Raw genomic sequence first — 16213 nt, 5'->3', positions numbered from 1 at the left:
TGCGCTTTCAGTAATGCGAGTCGATGACAACGCCGCGCCATGGAACCTAGTCCCCTTGGCCGACTTATGATTAGGGGCAACCCATGGGTGCCATGGCCGACGTTCGAAATCGTGTTTCACCTGCTCGCGAGAATGAGACAAGCTCGCCGCAAGGACAGGCGCGCAACCGCTTCATCATCGTGATCGGCGCGTCGGCGGGCGGGGTCGAACCGCTGAAGAAGATTGCGAGCGACCTGCCCGCCGATCTGCCGGCAGCCGTCTTCATCGTGCTCCACGTGGGTCAGGTGAGCTATCTCCCGGAAATTCTGGACCGCGCGGGAGCGCTAAAGGCTTCGGTGGCCGAGAACGGCGCGACCTTCAAGACCGGCAAAGTCTATGTGGCTCCGCCCGGCTTCCACCTCCTCCTGCATGACGATCACATGATGCTGCGGCGCGGCCCGCGCGAAAACCTCGCCCGGCCGGCGATAGACCCGCTGTTCCGCTCGGCGGCACTGAGCTATGGCGCCAGCGTCATCGGCGTGCTGCTCTCAGGTTCGCTATCCGACGGCACCGCCGGCTTGAGGGCCATCAAGGCTGTCGGGGGGCTTACGGTCGTGCAGCACCCGAGGGACACGCTGGTGCCTTCCATGGTGGAAAGCGCGCTGCATTACGTCGAGATCGACCATTGTCTTCCGGCCGCGAAGCTCGGCGGTCTGCTCGGGAAATTGGCGGCCGAACCAGCCGGCGAGACCTTCCCCGCGCCACCGGGTGTGAGGCTGGAGGCAGCGGTAGCCGCGCAGGAGCATTCGACCATGAAGAATGAAGATCGACTTGGTGAACTGTCGGTGTTTACATGTCCCGAATGCCACGGGCCACTGTGGGAGATCGAAGACGGTGACATGCTGCGCTATCGATGCCATACCGGGCACGCATTCACCACCGAAGCGGTGATGGAAGCGCAGGCGATCGAGGCCGACGAGATCTTGTGGAGCTTGCTGCGATCGCACCAGCAGCGGGCAGAGTTTGCCCGGCGCATGGCCGAGCGACAAAAGACACAGCAAAGCGCCGAGCTCGCCAACGAGTTCGGCAAGCGGGCCAGGGAATACGAAGCGGATGCCGCTCTGATCGAGCGCATCCTCGAAAGCAGGCGGGTGCAGGCAACACACGATGGCGCAGGCGGCGAGGAAGGCAAGCACAAGGAAGGCAAGGGCTAGTTCAAGCGAGGGCGCGAAAGAGCCCGCGCCTTTCCCCATCATCGGCATCGGCGCGTCGGCCGGCGGCATAGGGGCGCTGCAGAAATTCTTCCCCGAAGTTCCGTCCGACAGCGGCTTTGCCTATGTGGTGATTCAACACCTCGACGCCGAGCACGAAAGCGTGCTTGCCAGCATCATCCAGCGCTCAACCGCGATCGAAACACAAACAGCGGCGGAGGGTGTGGAGATCGAGCCGGACCATATCTACGTCATTCCTCCCGGCGTCTCGGTGACTATCGAGAAACAGCAGTTCCGCGTGGCCAAGATGGCCGCAACACGCGCCAGGCGAACGCCGATCGACGATTTCTTCACCTCGCTGGCGCGGGAACAGTCGGAACATGCGGCCGGGCTGATTCTTTCCGGAACCGGCAGCGACGGCACCATCGGTCTGAGGGCAATCAAGGAGCACGGCGGCCTGACTCTTGCGCAGGAAAGCGCCGAATATGACGGCATGATGCGCAGCGCCGTCCAGAGCGGCCTGGTCGACATGGTGCTTCCCGCGGAAGAGATGGCCGACAAGCTGGTCGGCTATTTCAGCCACGCCAACCGTACCGAAAGCGAGCGCGACCGCCGCAAGCGTGAGGTGGCCGAGCAGCTTTCGCGCATCGCGGCCTTGCTTCGCACGCGCACCGGCCATGATTTCAGCGGCTACAAGGACAACACCATCCTGCGGCGCATCCAGCGCCGCATGCAGGTGCTGCAGATCGACGACCCCACCGCCTTCTACGAACGGCTGCGCGACGAGCCGCAGCAGGTGGATCTTCTGTTCCAGGACCTGCTCATCGGCGTCACCAGCTTCTTCCGCGACCCGCAGGCGTTCGATGCGCTCGAACGCTTCGTCATTCCCAAGCTTTTCGAGGACCGCAAGCCGGACGAGACGATAAGGGTATGGGTGCCGGGCTGCGCCACCGGCGAGGAAGCCTATTCGATCGCCATGCTCTTGAAGGAGGCCGCGCCGCGCGGTGCCGCCTCACCCAACCTGCAGATCTTCGCCACCGACATAGACGAGCGCGCGCTGGAGGTGGCGCGCGCCGGCCGCTACCCGGCGACGATGGCGACCGACGTCACGCCGAAGCGGCTGAAGGAGTTCTTCTCGCGCGAGGACGGCACCTACCGGGTCGCTTCGGAGCTGCGGGAAGTCTGCCTGTTTTCGGCGCACAATCTGCTGCGCGATCCGCCCTTCTCCAGGCTCGACCTGATCGCCTGCCGCAACCTTTTGATCTACATGGGACCGGAACTGCAGGAGAAGATCGTCCCGATCTTCCACTACGCGCTGCGCAACAACGGCTATCTCTTTCTCGGCTCCTCGGAGAATGTCACGCGTCACGCGCGACTGTTCTCGACCATCGACAAGGCGAGCCGCATCTTCCAGAAGCGCGGCGGCGCGGCGCACCGGCTGCCGGAATTCCCGCTCGCTGCCGCGGCCAGGCAGACAACCCCGCATGCGCGCCAGCGGGCGACGACGGTAACCTTGCAGGACGTTGCGGAGCGCCTGCTGGTCGAGCGCTATTCGCCCGCTTATGTGGTCATCAATGCCGCTGGCGAGCTGATGCACAGCTCCGGAGGCACCGGCAAATATCTGGAGCTCGCCGCCGGCGCCCCCGACAACAACGTCTTTTCCATGGCGCGGCGCGGGCTGCGCATGGATTTGAGGGCCGCGCTCCACAAGGCTGTCGGCACCGGACAGGTGGCGGTCCAGAACAAGATCAGCATCGGCACCAATGGCGGGCGCCAGACGATCAGCCTCGCGGTGCAACCGCTGCCGCCCGACGGGTCGAACGACTCGCTCTACATGCTGGTCTTCCGGGATGTCGGCGGCATCAAGCCTGAGGCCGAGGACGAACCGGTCCACACGACCGACGATGTCGAAAGCGCCAATGTCAGCCAGCTCGAAAAGGAGCTCAGGGAAACCAGGGAGCGGCTGCAGATCACGACGGAGGAGCTCGAATCCTCGAACGAGGAGCTGAAGTCCTCCAACGAGGAACTGTCCTCGATCAATGAGGAGCTGCAATCGTCAAACGAGGAGCTGGAAACCTCAAAGGAAGAACTGCAGTCGATCAACGAGGAACTGCAGACCGTCAATGCCGAGCTCAACATCCGCGTCGACGAGCTCAGCCGCGCCAACAACGACATGGCGAACCTTCTCGAAAGCACCCAGATCGCGACCGTGTTCCTCGACCGCGACCTCTGCATCAAGAGCTTCACGCCGACGGCGCGCGATCTGTTCAGGCTGGTCGAAAGCGATGTCGGCCGGCCGCTCGCGCATGTGCGCCCGCGTTTTCCCGCCGACGGTCTGCAGACCGACATGGAGCAGGTGCTGCAGAAGCTTGGCACGATCGAGCGGCAGGTGGAAGGCATCGACAATGGCAGGCGCTACATCATGCGCGTGCTGCCTTACCGCACTGTCGACAATGTCATCGCCGGCCTGGTCGTCACCTTCGTCGACGTCACCCAGATCGCGCGGGCGGAGGAAAGGATCGGCGTGCTCTCGCACGATCTTCGCAACCGTGTCGAAAGCCTCGAGACGCTGCTCGACCTGGTGCCTGTGGGCATCTTCATCGCCGAGGACGGCAACGGCGACGCGATCCGCGCCAACCGCCGCGCGGCGGAACTCGCCGGCCTGCGCGCCGCGGACGGCAAGCTAACGCCAGTGCCGGCCAAGCTGCCGCTGATGATCGACGGCGCCACGGTCGACACGGACGATCAGCCCCTGCAAAAGGCAATGCGGACGGGCAAGGCCATCCCCGGCTACGAGGCGCGAGTCGCGCGGTCGGACGGCTCGAGCATCGACGTGATGATGTCGGCCAATCCACTGTTCGACGAATTTGGCAAGGTGCGCGGCGCGATCGGCACCCTGATCGACATTTCCAGCCACAAGAATGCCGAGCGCGACCAGGAGCGGCTGCTGCATGAATTGCAGCATCGCGTGAAGAACATCCTCGCCACCATCACCGCGCTGACTTCACGTATGGTGCGTTCCTCGGAATCGCTCGACGATTTCGCGAGCGCCTTTCAGGCCCGTCTCCAGGCGATGGCTCGCACGCACGAATTGCTGACCTCTTACCACTGGGGAGGCGCCGATCTCGAAGGGCTGGTGCGGGCGACGCTGTCTTCCTATGGCGGCTATTCAGGCCAGAACGTGGTCATTCAGGGCGAACCGTTCCAGCTTAACGCGAGCGCGGCGGCCACGCTCGGTCTGGTTTTCTTCGAACTGGCCAGCAACGCAGCCAAATATGGCGCGTTCACCAGCGACAAAGGCCGCGTTGATATTTCCTGGCGCATCGAAAAGCCGGACATCTTGTCGATCACCTGGAAGGAAATCGGCGGCCCGACGGTGGAAGAGCCCTCCCGTAGGAACTTTGGAACGACTTTTATCCAGCAGAGTTTAGAGTACGAGTTGGGAGGGAGTGTCGAATTGAACTTCAGGCCAGGCGGCTTGGAGTGCCTGCTTGAGATTCCCTTGCCCCAGACGGAAGCTGTCGACCTGTTGCCCGACGACGAATGAACAAGAGCGCTCCATTAGCCGGCCTGCGGATCCTCGTCGTCGAGGACGCTTTCCTGGTTGCGCTCGATCTCTCCGACGAGTTGGCCGATGCAGGTTGCGATGTCGTCGGACCCGCGCCCTCCGTCCAACAGGCGCTCGAGCAGATCGACGGCGTCGAGCTGGATGGTGCGGTGCTCGACGTCAACCTGCAAGGCGAACGCAGCTTCCCTCTCGCCGAGCATCTCGCAGCCCGCGACGTCCCCTTTGTTTTCCTCACCGGCTATGACAGCGCCACGGTCTTTCCCGACCAGTTCCGCGATTCGCCGAGACTGTCGAAGCCCGTCGACACCAGGGTACTGATCGAGGCGGTCGCGCGGTTTGGCAATCGCGAGCATTGAGGGGTGTTGGAAGAAACGAGGCGCCGATGATTCAAGGCCCCTGATTCCGTCTCGTTCTGTCCAGTACCTCTCATCCGTCGCCTTCGGCGACACCTTTTCCCACAAGGGGAGAAGGGGGAGCCTCACCCCTTCGCTCCGAACCGCAACCCGTCCATCAGCAACTTCACCAGCCGGCCCGAGCGCTCGCGCCAGTCGGGCGTGTTGGGGGCGGAATAGATGCCGCCGAGCGCGTGCATCACGTCGGAGGCGTCGACATCGGCGCGGATTTTTCCCGAGGCGGCGGCAGCCTCGATTAGGCGCCTCATGGCGCCTGAGACGCGCCCCGAGGTGTCGGAGAACAGCGTCGAGTTGGTCGTCAGCAGGACCCGCAGGCTGGTCGCCAGGCCGCGCTTGGTGGCAATGTAGTCGACGAAGCGCTGCATCCAGAGCTCCAGCGCGACATCGGCCGGATGCAGCTGAGCGAGTTCGCCAGCCGCGTGGCATAGCCCTTCCACCTCGCGGCGATAGACCACCTCGACCAGATGCTCGCGCGTCGGGAAATGGCGGTAGAGGGTGCCGATGCCGACCCCTGCCCGCTTGGCGATCTCCTCCAGCGAGGCGTCGACGCCGTCGGCCGCGAACGCCTGCGCCGCAACCTCGACGAGCTTGTCGCGGTTGCGCTGCGCGTCGGCGCGCAACGGCTTTGGTGCCGGCGTTTCCAGCTTTTCGGCAGTCTCTGGCGGCTGTTCAGTCAGTTTTTTCTCCACTCTCGCAATATGGGGCTTGAACCCATGCGGGTCAGCCCCCACGTAATAAGCGGAGGCGCCTCCGTTTTAGTGGAGTACCTTTATCATATAATCAGGGGAAGCGGTATGTCACGTGTTGATGACGAGAGCGTGATCTCCCCCGCGCGGGGGAGATTGTTCTCTCCGCCGCCGGCGCCTCTCCACAATCGCCGCCCTTGCCCCTCTCCTCCCAAGCCCCATTTCCATCCGCCTAGCGTCCAGCAACCGGAGCCCGACGCCTCATGAATGACCAGAGCACCATCAGCCCCACCACCTTATCCATCCATCTCACCATCAACGGCCAGACCCATGCGCTCGACGTCGAGCCGCGCGTGACGCTGCTCGACGCGTTGCGCGAGCGGCTTCATCTGACCGGTACCAAGAAGGGCTGCGACCAAGGCCAGTGCGGCGCCTGCACGGTGCATGTCGACGGCGAGCGCGTGCTTGCCTGCCTGACGCTTGCCGCACAGGTCGAGGGCCGCTCGATCACCACCATCGAGGGGCTCGCCGACGAGGACGGCACGCTTCATGCCGTGCAGGCCGCCTTCCTCGAACAAGACGCCTTCCAGTGCGGCTATTGCACGCCGGGCCAGATCATGTCGGCAGTGGCCTGCATCCGCGAGGGCCATGCCGGCTCCGACGATGAGATCCGCGAATACATGGCCGGCAATCTATGCCGCTGCGGCGCCTATCCGCACATCGTCGCCGCCGTCCGCCAGGCAGCACAGGAGCTCCGCTCGTGAAAGATTTCTCCTACCTCCGCGCCGATAGCGTCGAGGCCGCGCGGAACGCGGCCGCCCTTCCCGGCGCCATGCTGCTTGCCGGCGGCACGACGCTGGTCGACCTCGCCAAATGCGGCGTCGCCGAACCCTCGACCGTCATCGACATCAGTCATATCGAGGGGCTCGGCGCCATCGATGTAACCGCCGACCGTGCCGTGATCGGCGCGCTGGCGAAGATGAGCCATGTAGCCGACAACCCGCAAGTGAAGAGCCACTTCCCGGCCGTGTCGGAGGCGCTGTGGCAAGCGGCCTCGGCGCAGCTCCGCAACATGGCGACCATCGGCGGCAATCTGATGCAGCGCACGCGCTGCCCCTATTTCCGCGATCCCGCCAACTTCCCGGCCTGCAACAAACGCGCGCCGGGCAGCGGCTGCTCGGCCATCGGCGGTGTGACGCGCGGCCATGCGGTGCTCGGTGTGAGCGAGGCCTGCATCGCCACCTATCCGGGCGATCTCGCCATCGCGCTCGTCGCCTTCGACGCCGAGGTCGATCTGGGCGAGCGCAAGCTGAAGGTGGAGGACTTCTTCCTCGCTCCCGGCGCGACAGCCGAGCAGGAGCACGACATTCGCCCAGGCGAGGTGATCATTGGAATAGAGATCCCCGGCTCGGCTGCCGCGCGGCGCTCGACCTACCTCAAGATCCGCGATCGCCAGTCCTATGAATTCGCGGCGGCAAGTGCCGCCGTCGGGCTGGAACTGGAAGGCGACGGCCGCACCATCCGCGACATCCGCGTCGCGCTCGGCGGCGTCGCCACGAAACCGTGGCGGGCGCGCGAAGTCGAGGAGGCGCTGAAAGGCAAGCCGCTCGACGAAGAGATCGTGCGCGAGGCGAGCGAGCTCGCAATGGAGGGCGCGATCGACCATGGCGCCAATCACTACAAGATCGCATTGGCGCCGCGCGTGATCGCGCGCGCCATCCTCAAATTGGGAGAGACGGCATGACCGTTCATGACATGAAACATGCGGCGTCCGACAGCGCGCGCCTCGAAGCGGTCGGCGGCAGGCTGTCGCGCGTCGACGGCCCGGCCAAGATCACGGGCGCGGCGAAATACGCTTTCGAGCAGCAGCTCGAAGGGCTCACGCATGCCGTGATGGTCGGCGCGACGATTGCCGCCGGCAAGGTCACTGCGATCGACACTCGCGCGGCGGAAACTGCGCCGGGCGTGCTTGCGGTGCTGACGCCCGACACCATCATTGAGCTGAAGGGCGCTTCGGACTGGCTGGGCAACCCGCCGGCCACACAAACCTATTGTCCCCTTGCCCGCGAGGTCACCTTTTCCGGCCAGCACGTCGCGGCCGTGGTGGCCGAGACCTTCGAGCAGGCGGTGGCGGCGGCCGCACTCGTCAAGGTCTGGTATGACGAGACGCCGGCCATCGTCGACTTGAGCGACGGCACCGACGGTATCCCGATCGATGCCATGACCAAGGAATGGGGCGACGCCGAAGCCGCTTTCGCCGAAGCGCCGGTGCGTGTCTGCGCGGCCTACAACACGCCGCGCGAGTTCCAGGCGGCGATGGAGCCGCATGGGCTGATCGCGCACTGGGAAGGCGACGCGCTCACCATCTGGGAGCCGAGCCAGTGGCTCGACGGCATGGCGCGCACCTATGCCGAATGGTTTTCGATCCCGTTCGAGAATGTGCGGCTGGTCTCGCCCTATATTGGCGGCGGCTTCGGCTCGAAGGCGCTGGCCTTGGCGCACAGCGCGGTGGCGGCGGCAGCGGCCAAAATGCTCGGCCGTCCGGTGAAACTGGTGCTCAACCGCCCGCAGAATTTCACCTCCTATGGCGGCCGCGCCGCGACACGGCAGACGGTGGCGATCGGAGCCGACCGCGAAGGCCGCATCCAGTCGATCGTGCATCGCGGCGTCAACGAGACCGCCGTCGACGGCATGTGGGTCGAGCCGCTCGGTTCGGTCACCTCGATCATGTACGCCACTTCCAACTTTTCCTCGAAGCAGAATGTGGTTCGGGTGAACACGGTGGTGCCGGGCGCCAAGCGTGCGCCTGGCGAGAACCCGAGCGCCTTCGGCATCGAATGCGCGATCGACGAGCTCGCCTATGAGCTTGGACTGGATCCGCTGGAGATCCGGCTGATCAACTATGCCGAGCGGGATCCGCATGCGAGGAAGCCGTGGTCGACACGCCAATTGCGCGAAGCCTTTGCCGTCGGCGCGGAAGCCTTCGGCTGGGCGAAGCGTTCACCGGCGCCCCGCTCGATGCGCGACGGCCACCAGCTTATCGGCTGGGGCGTGGCGGCCGGCACCTATCCGGTGCGGCGCGCCTATGGCGAGGCGGTGGTGAAGCTCCTGGCCGACGGCTCGGCCGAGGTCGAAAGCTCCTCCATCGACATGGGCCAGGGCACCTACACGATCCTGGCGCAGACCGCCGCCGAGACGCTCGGCGTGCCGGTGGAACGCGTGTCGGTGAAGCTCGGCGACTCGCGTCTTGCGCGGGCCGGCGTCACCGGCGGCTCGCGCCTCGCCGGCGTCATGACCGGTGCCGTCTACAAGGCGGCCGGCCAGGCGCTGGACGAGTTGATCGGGCTGGCGCTCTCCGATCCGCGCTCGCCCTTCCATGGGCTGCAGGCGAACACGCTGGTCGTGAAGGACGGCCGCATCGCCTCGCCACGCGGCGACGGGCCGGAGATTTCGATTCCCGAGCTGATGAGCATGCTTGGCCGCGAGCGGATCGAGGCCAAGGGCGACACCGTTCCGGCCAGCTTCACGCCACAGCAGCGCTACAACAACTACACCACCATCGCCGTTGCGCTGCCGCATACCGAGGGCGACTATTCGCGCCATTCCTGGTGCGCGCATTTCGTCGAGGTGCGCGTCGACGAGGATTTCGGCACCGCGCGCGTGTCGCGCGTGGTGTCGGCGCTGGATTCCGGCCGGCTCTACAACCCGAAGCTGGCCGAGAGCCAGTGGAAGGGCGGCATCATCATGGGCATCGGCCAGGCGCTTCTCGAAGAAGGCATCGTCGACCGCCGCCACGGCCGCATCGTCAACGGCAACCTCGCCGACTACATGCTGCCGACCAACGCCGACATCCCCGACATCCAGACGATTTCGGTCGGCATCCCCGACCCGCACTCCTCCGCGCTCGGCGGCAAGGGCGTGGGGGAGCTCGGCATCGTCGGCGTGGCGCCCGCGATAGCCAACGCAGTGTTCCATGCGACGGGGAAGCGGGTGCGCGACCTGCCGATCACACTGGAGAAGTTGATTTAGCGCCGGCGTAGAAGCTGCCGATCTCCCCCCAAGTGGGGGAGATGGCCGGCAGGCCAGAGGGGGGCGCGAAGGAACGAGACCTCTCCGGCAACGCTGGGTGCATTGGTAACTTACGAAAGTATCCGACCACGGATTAGCTGATACGCCGGCGGGACAGCGCCCCCCTCTGTCCTGCCGGACATCTCCCCCACAAGGGAGGAGATCGGCAGTCTGCCCGCTTTCGCCAATTTCCAGCGTCAGCCATCCCTTACCAATCCAGGCGGAATACCAACTTGCCGAAGTGCAGTCCGCCGGCGGCCATGTGGGTGTAGGCTTCGGTCGCCTCGTTTTGTGAAAACACCTTGTCGACGAACGGCTCGATCCCGGCAGCGCCGACGGCGCGGGCGGCGTCGCGCAGGTCGGACACCGATCCGGTGTTGTTGCCTACCACCTTCAGCGCCTTGATGATGATCGGCAGCAGATTGACGGTCGCCTCGGCGCCGGTGACGAAGCCGATGGTGAACAGCGTGCCGCCGGGCGCGGTGGCGTTGACCGCTCGGGCGAAGGTGGCGGTGCCGCCGGTCTCGACGACGAGGTCGGCGCCGAGGCCATCAGTCAATTCCAGTACCTTGCCGTCCCAGTCCGGCGTCGTGCGGTAGTTGATGAGATGATCGGCGCCGAGCGCCTTGGCCCGCTCCAGCTTCTCGTCCGACGACGAGGTGATGATGACGGTGGCGCCGGCCGCTTTGGCAAGCTGCAGCGTGTAAATCGAAACGCCGCCGGTGCCGAGCAGCACGACGACCGAGCCCGGCCCGACATCGGCGGCGCGCAGCGCGTTCCAGGCGGTGGTGCCGGCGATGGGGAGCGTCGAGGCCGCCTCGAAGGAGAGATGCGCCGGAACCGGCACGACCGAATTGGCCGGCAGCGCCACATATTCTGCGAGCGACCCGGGCAGCGAGATGCCGCGCATCTGCGTCATCTCGTAAGGCCGCGGCCGGCCGCCGATCCAACGCGGCTTGGCGTGGGCGACGACGCGGTCGCCGACGGCGAACCTTGTCACGCCCTCGCCGAGCGCGACGATCTCGCCGGCGCCGTCGGCGACGGGAATGAGCGGGAAGACCGGTCCAGGATAATTGCCGCTCGCCACTGCGACGTCGACGAAATTCAGGCTCGCCGCGCGCTGGCGGATCAGCACCTCGCCGCGTTGTGGTTCGGGCGTGGCGACGCTGGCGGCGCGGAAGGCGTCCAGCCTGGGCTGGCTGAGTTCGATGGCTTTCATGGGTTCACTCCGTGGGTAACCGATCAAGGGTTGAGTGAACCTATCTGCTGCTCTATTCCTTGATAATTGTCGGCTTCTGCATTTGAGTATTGCAAATCATGCAGCAATCTCATGAACCCTCCACCCTTGCCGAAATGGCCGCCTTCGCGGCTGTCGCCGAGGCGCGCTCCTTCACTCGGGCGGCAGCGAAAGTCGGGCGCGACGCGACCATCCTGTCGCGTCGGCTGCAGTCGCTGGAAGAGCGGCTGGGAGTGCGGCTGCTCCACCGCACGACGCGCAGCGTATCGCTGACCGAGGCGGGCGCGGAATTCCTTGTGCGCGTGCGCGCCATCCTCGCCTCAGTCGACGAGGCCGAAGCCGCCGCCTCCGCACATGCGGGCGGCGGGCCGCGCGGCCTGCTAAGGCTGGCGCTGCCCGGCACGTTCGGCCGCATGTGGATAGCACCGTTCCTGCCGCAGTTCCTCGCCGAGTTCCCGGACGTGCGCATCGAAGCCGAATTCTCCAACCGCTTCGCCGATCTCGTCGCGGAGAATTTCGACGTCGCTGTCCGGCTGGGCAGCCTGGAGGATTCTCGCCTGGTGGCGCGCAAGGTGGCGACGCGGCGCCGGCTGCTTTGCGCCGCGCCCTCCTACCTCGCCCGAAAAGGCCGGCCGCAGACACCGCAGGCGCTGCTCGAACATTCCTGTCTCGGCTTCACCGGCTTCCAGACCTTCCCGGCCTGGGAGATGACCGACCGCGAAGGCCGGCGCGTGCGCGTCGAGGTTTCGGGGCCGCTGGTCAGCGACGACGCCGAGGTGCTGGTCGAAGCCGCCGTGCAGGGCGCAGGCCTGATGATGAGCACCGACTGGCTGGTCGGACGCGAGCTCGCCGACGGGCGGCTGGTGCCGATCCTGGAAGACTGGACGCTGGCCGACGAGGGCGCGGTCTATGTCGTCATGCCCTCGGCCAAAGGCCAAGCCGCCAAGACCCGTGCCTTCGCCGACTGGATCGGTAAGCGATTTTCACCCGAGCCGCCGTGGCGGCGATGAGGACCGCGGCAAACTCGCGACAAGTCCCTACCCCGCCAGCAAATTCGCATCCCTCGCCAGCCGCCAGCGCCCGTCGCCTTCCTTGCGCAGCAGCGTCAGCGTATAGCCGGAGCGCCGCACCGGCTCGCCACCCGGCGGCGTCACCGTCATGTCGATGCGGTTGCGGATATAGGCCCAGTCGCCGAGAACGTTGAGCTCGACGATGTCGCTGTCGCCGTCGATCCTTGTCTCGCCCATGCCCTTCGAGGCGGCGGCGAAGGCTTCCTTGCCGAATGGCGCCTTGCCGGGAACCATGAAGACGACGTCGTCCGTCATCAGGCCGAGCACCGTCTCCAGGTCGCCCTTGCGGCTCGCCGCCATCCAGGTCTCGACCACCCGCCGGATCGCGGCCTCGTCATCGGTCATTGGTTCGCTTCCTTGCAATCGTAAGGCGGTCGGATCCGCTCAATACGTGGTGCAACCGCCGCCACTGGCAATGCCCGGCGTCGGAACCCGCCTCCATCGCCCGCGTTTGCTGACGAGCGCTTCACGAATGGAGATGGACCATGGCAAGCGTAGCCGACCGCGATCCGCTGCATCACACGCAGAAAATGCAGAAAGCACTCCAGGAGATTCAAGCTCACCTGCGGGAAGACATCGAAAAGGTCGATGAGCCCCAGTTCAAGGCAATGTTCGAAACGTCGGCGGAGGTCCTGGGCGGCCTGATCAAGGCCTTTCGGGACTATGAGCAGAAGAATGAGGCTGCCTGGCGGTAGCCGGCCGGCGCATTTCACCGCTTCACGGAAACAGCGAACCGCTCTATCTCTCGGAAGACCGCTACGCACTTTTCCGGGATTTGCGGCGAGGTCAGCGAGGCGAGACGATGCCCACGACTGTAAACGTCCGATACATGGTCAATGACGTCGAGGAGGCGGTGGCCTGGTACACGGAGCACCTGGGCTTCAAGCAGCTTTCGAACCATGCGCCGGCCTTCGCCGACGTCGCGCGGGGAGCGCTTCGGCTGCTCCTGAGTGGTCCCACGAGTTCAGCGGGCAGGCCGATGCCCGATGGCGAGCGGCCGGGCCCGGGCGGCTGGAACCGCATCCACCTGATCGTCGAGGACCTTGCGGCCGAGGTTACCCGGCTGCGGGCGGCGGGCCTCAGCTTCCGCAATGAAATCGTGACGGGTCCGGGCGGTTCGCAGATCCTGCTGGTCGATCCTTCCGGCAATCTGGTGGAACTGTTCCAGCCGGCCCAGAGCCGGTGACGAAATTCTGCTCGACAGCGGACAAGGTGCGCCGCCGCGCACATACGCCGTCGTAAGTGCTGTCCCCAGACCTTTTGTCCTGTATGATCCGGAAACACACGGAGAAGGATCATGCAGCGCATCCCGGCAGGCCTCGTCCTTGCACTTTTCCTCCCCGCCGCTTTGCTCGTCGCCCTGCCTGCCCATGCCGCGTCCTGCGCCTGGTCCGCCAAGATGGAGGAAGACGAAGGCGGCAGCGTGATGATGGCCTCGGTCTGTGGCGGGCCGAAGGGCGATGCGAATCTGATGCTGGCCTGCTTCGACAGGCCGGTGCTGAGCTACGATCTCGGCGCGGCCGGCGGGCAACTGGAGCCCGGCATCAGAGGATCCTTCACCTTCAAGGCCGGCGGCAAGAGCGTGACCAAAAAGCTGGTTCTCGAGGCGATGTACAATTATTTCACGACGGACCTCTCCGGCCCCGCCGACCCGCTGCTGGCTCTGTTGCGCGGCAAGGGTGAAGTGAGGGTTTCGGCCGACAAATATGGCGAGGTGAGCTTTCCGTTGGCCGGATCGAGCGCGGCAATCGGCACGGTGCTCGCCGAGTGCGGCAAGGGTTCGGACCGCGAGGCGGATTGACAACCTTCGAGAAGAGATTACCCGCCCTCACCGCCCGGCTGCTTCAGGAACTGCCGCAGCAGATCCACCGGCAGCGGGAAGACCACCGTAGAGGAGCGCTCGCCGGCGATGTCGTGCAGGGCCTCGAAGTAGCGCAGTTGCATGGCCTGCGGCTCGGCCGAAAGCATGCGGCCGGCCTCGACGAGCTTTGCCGCGGCCTGCTGCTCGCCGTCGGCGTTGATGACCTTGGCGCGCCGCAGCCGCTCCGCCTCGGCCTGTTTGGCGATGGCGCGGATCATGCTCTCGTTCAGGTCGACATGCTTGATCTCGACATTGGAGACCTTGATGCCCCAGGCGTCGGTGCGCTGGTCGAGTATCTCCTGGATGTCGCTGTTGAGCCTATCGCGCTCGGCCAGCATCTCGTCGAGCTCGTGCTTGCCGAGCACGGAGCGCAGCGTGGTCTGCGCAAGCTGGTTGGTGGCAGTCATGAAATCCTCGACCTGGATGATCGCGCGCTCGGCGTCGACGATGCGGAAGTAGAGCACCGCGTTGACCTTCACCGAGACGTTGTCGCGCGAGATGACGTCCTGCGGCGGCACGTCCTGCACCACCACGCGCAGGTCCACCCGCACCATCTGCTGGATGAAGGGAACGAGGATGATGAGACCCGGCCCCTTGACGCCGGTGAAGCGGCCGAGCGTGAAGACCACGCCGCGCTCATATTCCCTGAGGATGCGGATTGCCGCAGAAAGGAACATGATCACCAGCAGCGCAAGGACCAGATAGGCGACATAACCGACTGTCATTGTCTTGCTCCGTCGTTTCCCGCATTACGCCGCCGCACCGTCAGCACAAGGTCGCTGACGGCGGTCACCTCCGCACGATCTCCCGGCGCTATCGGCTCGTCGGCCTTCGCCCGCCACCGTTCGCCGAGCGCCAGCACATGGCCCTCGCCGCCTTGCCAGTCGAGGATCTCCACGGGGAGGCCACGCATCGCCTCGCCGCCGGTACGCGGCGGATTGCGCCGCGCCGCCCAGAGGTAGCTGCCGGCAAAAAGTGCCAGCCCCAGCGTCAACGCGGCGGCAGGGCCGATGATCGCCCAGGATATGGCGAAGCCCGGCCCCTCGATCTTGAGCAGCATGGCCGCGCCGAGCAGGAAGGCGGCCGCGCCTCCGACCCCCAGCACCACCGTCGGATTGAAAGCCTCGACGATGAGGAAGCCGACGCCGAGCAGCATCAGTGCGAGCCCGGTATAGTTGATCGGCAGCAGATCGAGCGCGTAGAGGGCGAGCACGAGGCAGACGGCGCCGATGACGCCGGGCGCCACCGCGCCGGGGCTCGTGACCTCGAAGACGATGCCGTAGAAGCCGATCAGCATCAGCAGGACGGCGACGTTCGGATCGGTGATGACGGAGAGAAGCCGGATGAACCAGCCGGGATCCAGCGTCTCGACCGCCAGGCCCTTCGTCGCCAGCACCACCTTCTTGCCGGCGACCTCGACGGTGCGGCCGTCGGCCATCTGCAACAGCTCGGTCGTGTCGCGGGCGACGAAGTCGATGACATGTTCCTGCAGCGCGGCACTTGCCGAGAGGCTCGCCGCCTCGCGCACGGCCTTCTCGCCCCAGTCGCCGTTGCGCCCGCGCAGCTCGGCGAGCGAGCGGATCAGCGCCACCGCGTCATTGGTCACCTTGGCCATCATCGGATCGCCGGACGGCTGCCCGCCGGCGTCCTTCCCGCCCTTGTCCTTCTCCCCGCCGGGAAGCGAGGGCAGCCCGCCGATCTCGACCGGCGTCGCCGCGCCCAGATTGGTGCCGGGCGCCATCGCCGCGACATGGGTGGCATAGAGGATATAGGTTCCGGCGCTTGCCGCATGGCCGCCGGCCGGCGCGACATAACCGATGACGGGAACGGGAGAGGCAAGGATGTCGGCGATCATCTCGCGCATCGAGGTGACCAGGCCTCCCGGCGTGTCGAGCTGAAGGATGAGGACCGCGGCGTTGCGCTCGGACGCTACCTTGAGCGCATCCTTGAGCTGGCGCGAGCTTGCCGGACCAATGGCGCCATCGATCGCGATGCTGAGAGCAATCCTCTCCGCCGCCATTCCGGCCGAGGAGAAGGGGAAAAGAACCGCGGCGGCCACGAAGGCCGCTGCCAGAAGGGCCACCCGCGCGAGTTTCACGCTCAAAGCTCCATGGATTCAA

The 16213-nt window shown here is 65.6% G+C and carries 15 protein-coding genes; 10 read left to right on the top strand and 5 right to left on the bottom strand.

Annotated features, from left to right (window positions below; translation table 11 throughout):
- The first annotated feature begins 83 nt into the window (after positions 1-83).
- The 3 genes from RFN30_RS21225 to RFN30_RS21215 are packed head-to-tail and all read left to right on the top strand — an operon-like array spanning position 84 to position 5114.
- Entirely contained in the window at positions 84-1193 is a 1110-nt protein-coding gene (locus tag RFN30_RS21225; protein WP_320264040.1) for a chemotaxis protein CheB, read from the top strand.
- Positions 1147-4737, top strand: coding sequence for a CheR family methyltransferase (locus RFN30_RS21220; RefSeq protein ID WP_320264039.1), 3591 nt, complete (start codon positions 1147-1149; stop codon positions 4735-4737). The genes RFN30_RS21225 and RFN30_RS21220 overlap by 47 nt, the downstream gene beginning before the upstream one ends.
- On the top strand, positions 4734-5114 hold the full coding sequence (locus tag RFN30_RS21215) for a response regulator (RefSeq protein WP_320264038.1): 381 nt from the start codon (positions 4734-4736) through the stop codon (positions 5112-5114). The genes RFN30_RS21220 and RFN30_RS21215 overlap by 4 nt, the downstream gene beginning before the upstream one ends.
- A gap of 122 nt (positions 5115-5236) precedes the next feature.
- Here RFN30_RS21215 and RFN30_RS21210 read toward each other — a convergent pair whose 3' ends face one another.
- The gene (locus tag RFN30_RS21210) at positions 5237-5860 is read right to left on the bottom strand and encodes a TetR/AcrR family transcriptional regulator (protein ID WP_430699072.1); all 624 of its coding nucleotides are present in this window, start codon (positions 5858-5860) and stop codon (positions 5237-5239) included.
- Between the two features lie 260 nt (positions 5861-6120).
- Between RFN30_RS21210 and RFN30_RS21205 the strand changes: the two genes are divergently transcribed.
- The 3 genes from RFN30_RS21205 to RFN30_RS21195 are packed head-to-tail and all read left to right on the top strand — an operon-like array spanning position 6121 to position 9886.
- Positions 6121-6621 (top strand): (2Fe-2S)-binding protein, encoded by a 501-nt coding sequence (locus RFN30_RS21205; protein WP_320264037.1) that lies wholly within the window; start codon positions 6121-6123, stop codon positions 6619-6621.
- The gene (locus tag RFN30_RS21200; RefSeq protein WP_320264036.1) at positions 6618-7601 is read left to right on the top strand and encodes an FAD binding domain-containing protein; all 984 of its coding nucleotides are present in this window, start codon (positions 6618-6620) and stop codon (positions 7599-7601) included. Before RFN30_RS21205 ends, RFN30_RS21200 begins: the two co-directional genes overlap by 4 nt.
- Positions 7598-9886, top strand: a complete 2289-nt coding sequence (locus RFN30_RS21195; protein WP_320264035.1) for a xanthine dehydrogenase family protein molybdopterin-binding subunit — start codon at positions 7598-7600, stop codon at positions 9884-9886. Before RFN30_RS21200 ends, RFN30_RS21195 begins: the two co-directional genes overlap by 4 nt.
- Before the next feature lie 247 nt (positions 9887-10133).
- Here the strand turns inward: RFN30_RS21195 and RFN30_RS21190 are convergent, their stop codons facing one another.
- The gene (locus RFN30_RS21190; RefSeq protein WP_320264034.1) at positions 10134-11144 is read right to left on the bottom strand and encodes a zinc-dependent alcohol dehydrogenase family protein; all 1011 of its coding nucleotides are present in this window, start codon (positions 11142-11144) and stop codon (positions 10134-10136) included.
- Positions 11145-11242: 98 nt separating this feature from the next.
- On the opposite strand from RFN30_RS21190, the gene RFN30_RS21185 reads away from it, so the two are divergent.
- Entirely contained in the window at positions 11243-12172 is a 930-nt protein-coding gene (locus RFN30_RS21185; protein ID WP_320264033.1) for a LysR family transcriptional regulator, read from the top strand.
- 27 nt (positions 12173-12199) lie between these two features.
- On the opposite strand, the gene RFN30_RS21180 is transcribed toward RFN30_RS21185, so the two are convergent.
- Entirely contained in the window at positions 12200-12577 is a 378-nt protein-coding gene (locus RFN30_RS21180; RefSeq protein ID WP_320264032.1) for an SgcJ/EcaC family oxidoreductase, read from the bottom strand.
- Between the two features lie 140 nt (positions 12578-12717).
- Here RFN30_RS21180 and RFN30_RS21175 point away from each other — a divergent pair, with 140 nt between their 5' ends.
- From RFN30_RS21175 to RFN30_RS21165, 3 genes are all read left to right on the top strand, one after another.
- Complete coding sequence (locus tag RFN30_RS21175) at positions 12718-12927, top strand: hypothetical protein (protein ID WP_320264031.1); 210 nt, start codon at positions 12718-12720, stop codon at positions 12925-12927.
- 107 nt (positions 12928-13034) lie between these two features.
- Positions 13035-13418 (top strand): VOC family protein, encoded by a 384-nt coding sequence (locus tag RFN30_RS21170; protein WP_320264030.1) that lies wholly within the window; start codon positions 13035-13037, stop codon positions 13416-13418.
- Positions 13419-13529: 111 nt separating this feature from the next.
- Positions 13530-14033 carry a hypothetical protein gene (locus RFN30_RS21165; RefSeq protein WP_320264029.1) on the top strand — a complete coding sequence of 168 codons (504 nt, stop codon included), beginning with the start codon at positions 13530-13532 and terminating at the stop codon, positions 14031-14033.
- A gap of 17 nt (positions 14034-14050) precedes the next feature.
- Here RFN30_RS21165 and RFN30_RS21160 read toward each other — a convergent pair whose 3' ends face one another.
- Both RFN30_RS21160 and RFN30_RS21155 read right to left on the bottom strand, forming a co-directional pair.
- Positions 14051-14818: a slipin family protein gene (locus RFN30_RS21160; RefSeq protein ID WP_320264028.1), complete on the bottom strand. Its 768-nt coding sequence runs from the start codon at positions 14816-14818 to the stop codon at positions 14051-14053.
- Positions 14815-16191, bottom strand: a complete 1377-nt coding sequence (locus RFN30_RS21155; RefSeq protein ID WP_320264027.1) for an NfeD family protein — start codon at positions 16189-16191, stop codon at positions 14815-14817. The genes RFN30_RS21160 and RFN30_RS21155 overlap by 4 nt, the downstream gene beginning before the upstream one ends.
- Positions 16192-16213: the final 22 nt, after the last annotated feature.

The sequence above is a fragment of the Mesorhizobium dulcispinae genome, assembly GCF_033977345.1.
Taxonomy (GTDB): Bacteria; Pseudomonadota; Alphaproteobacteria; order Rhizobiales; family Rhizobiaceae; genus Mesorhizobium; species Mesorhizobium dulcispinae.
The sequence above is the reverse complement of the archived record's forward strand: the minus strand, read 5'-3'. Positions and strand labels throughout refer to the sequence as shown.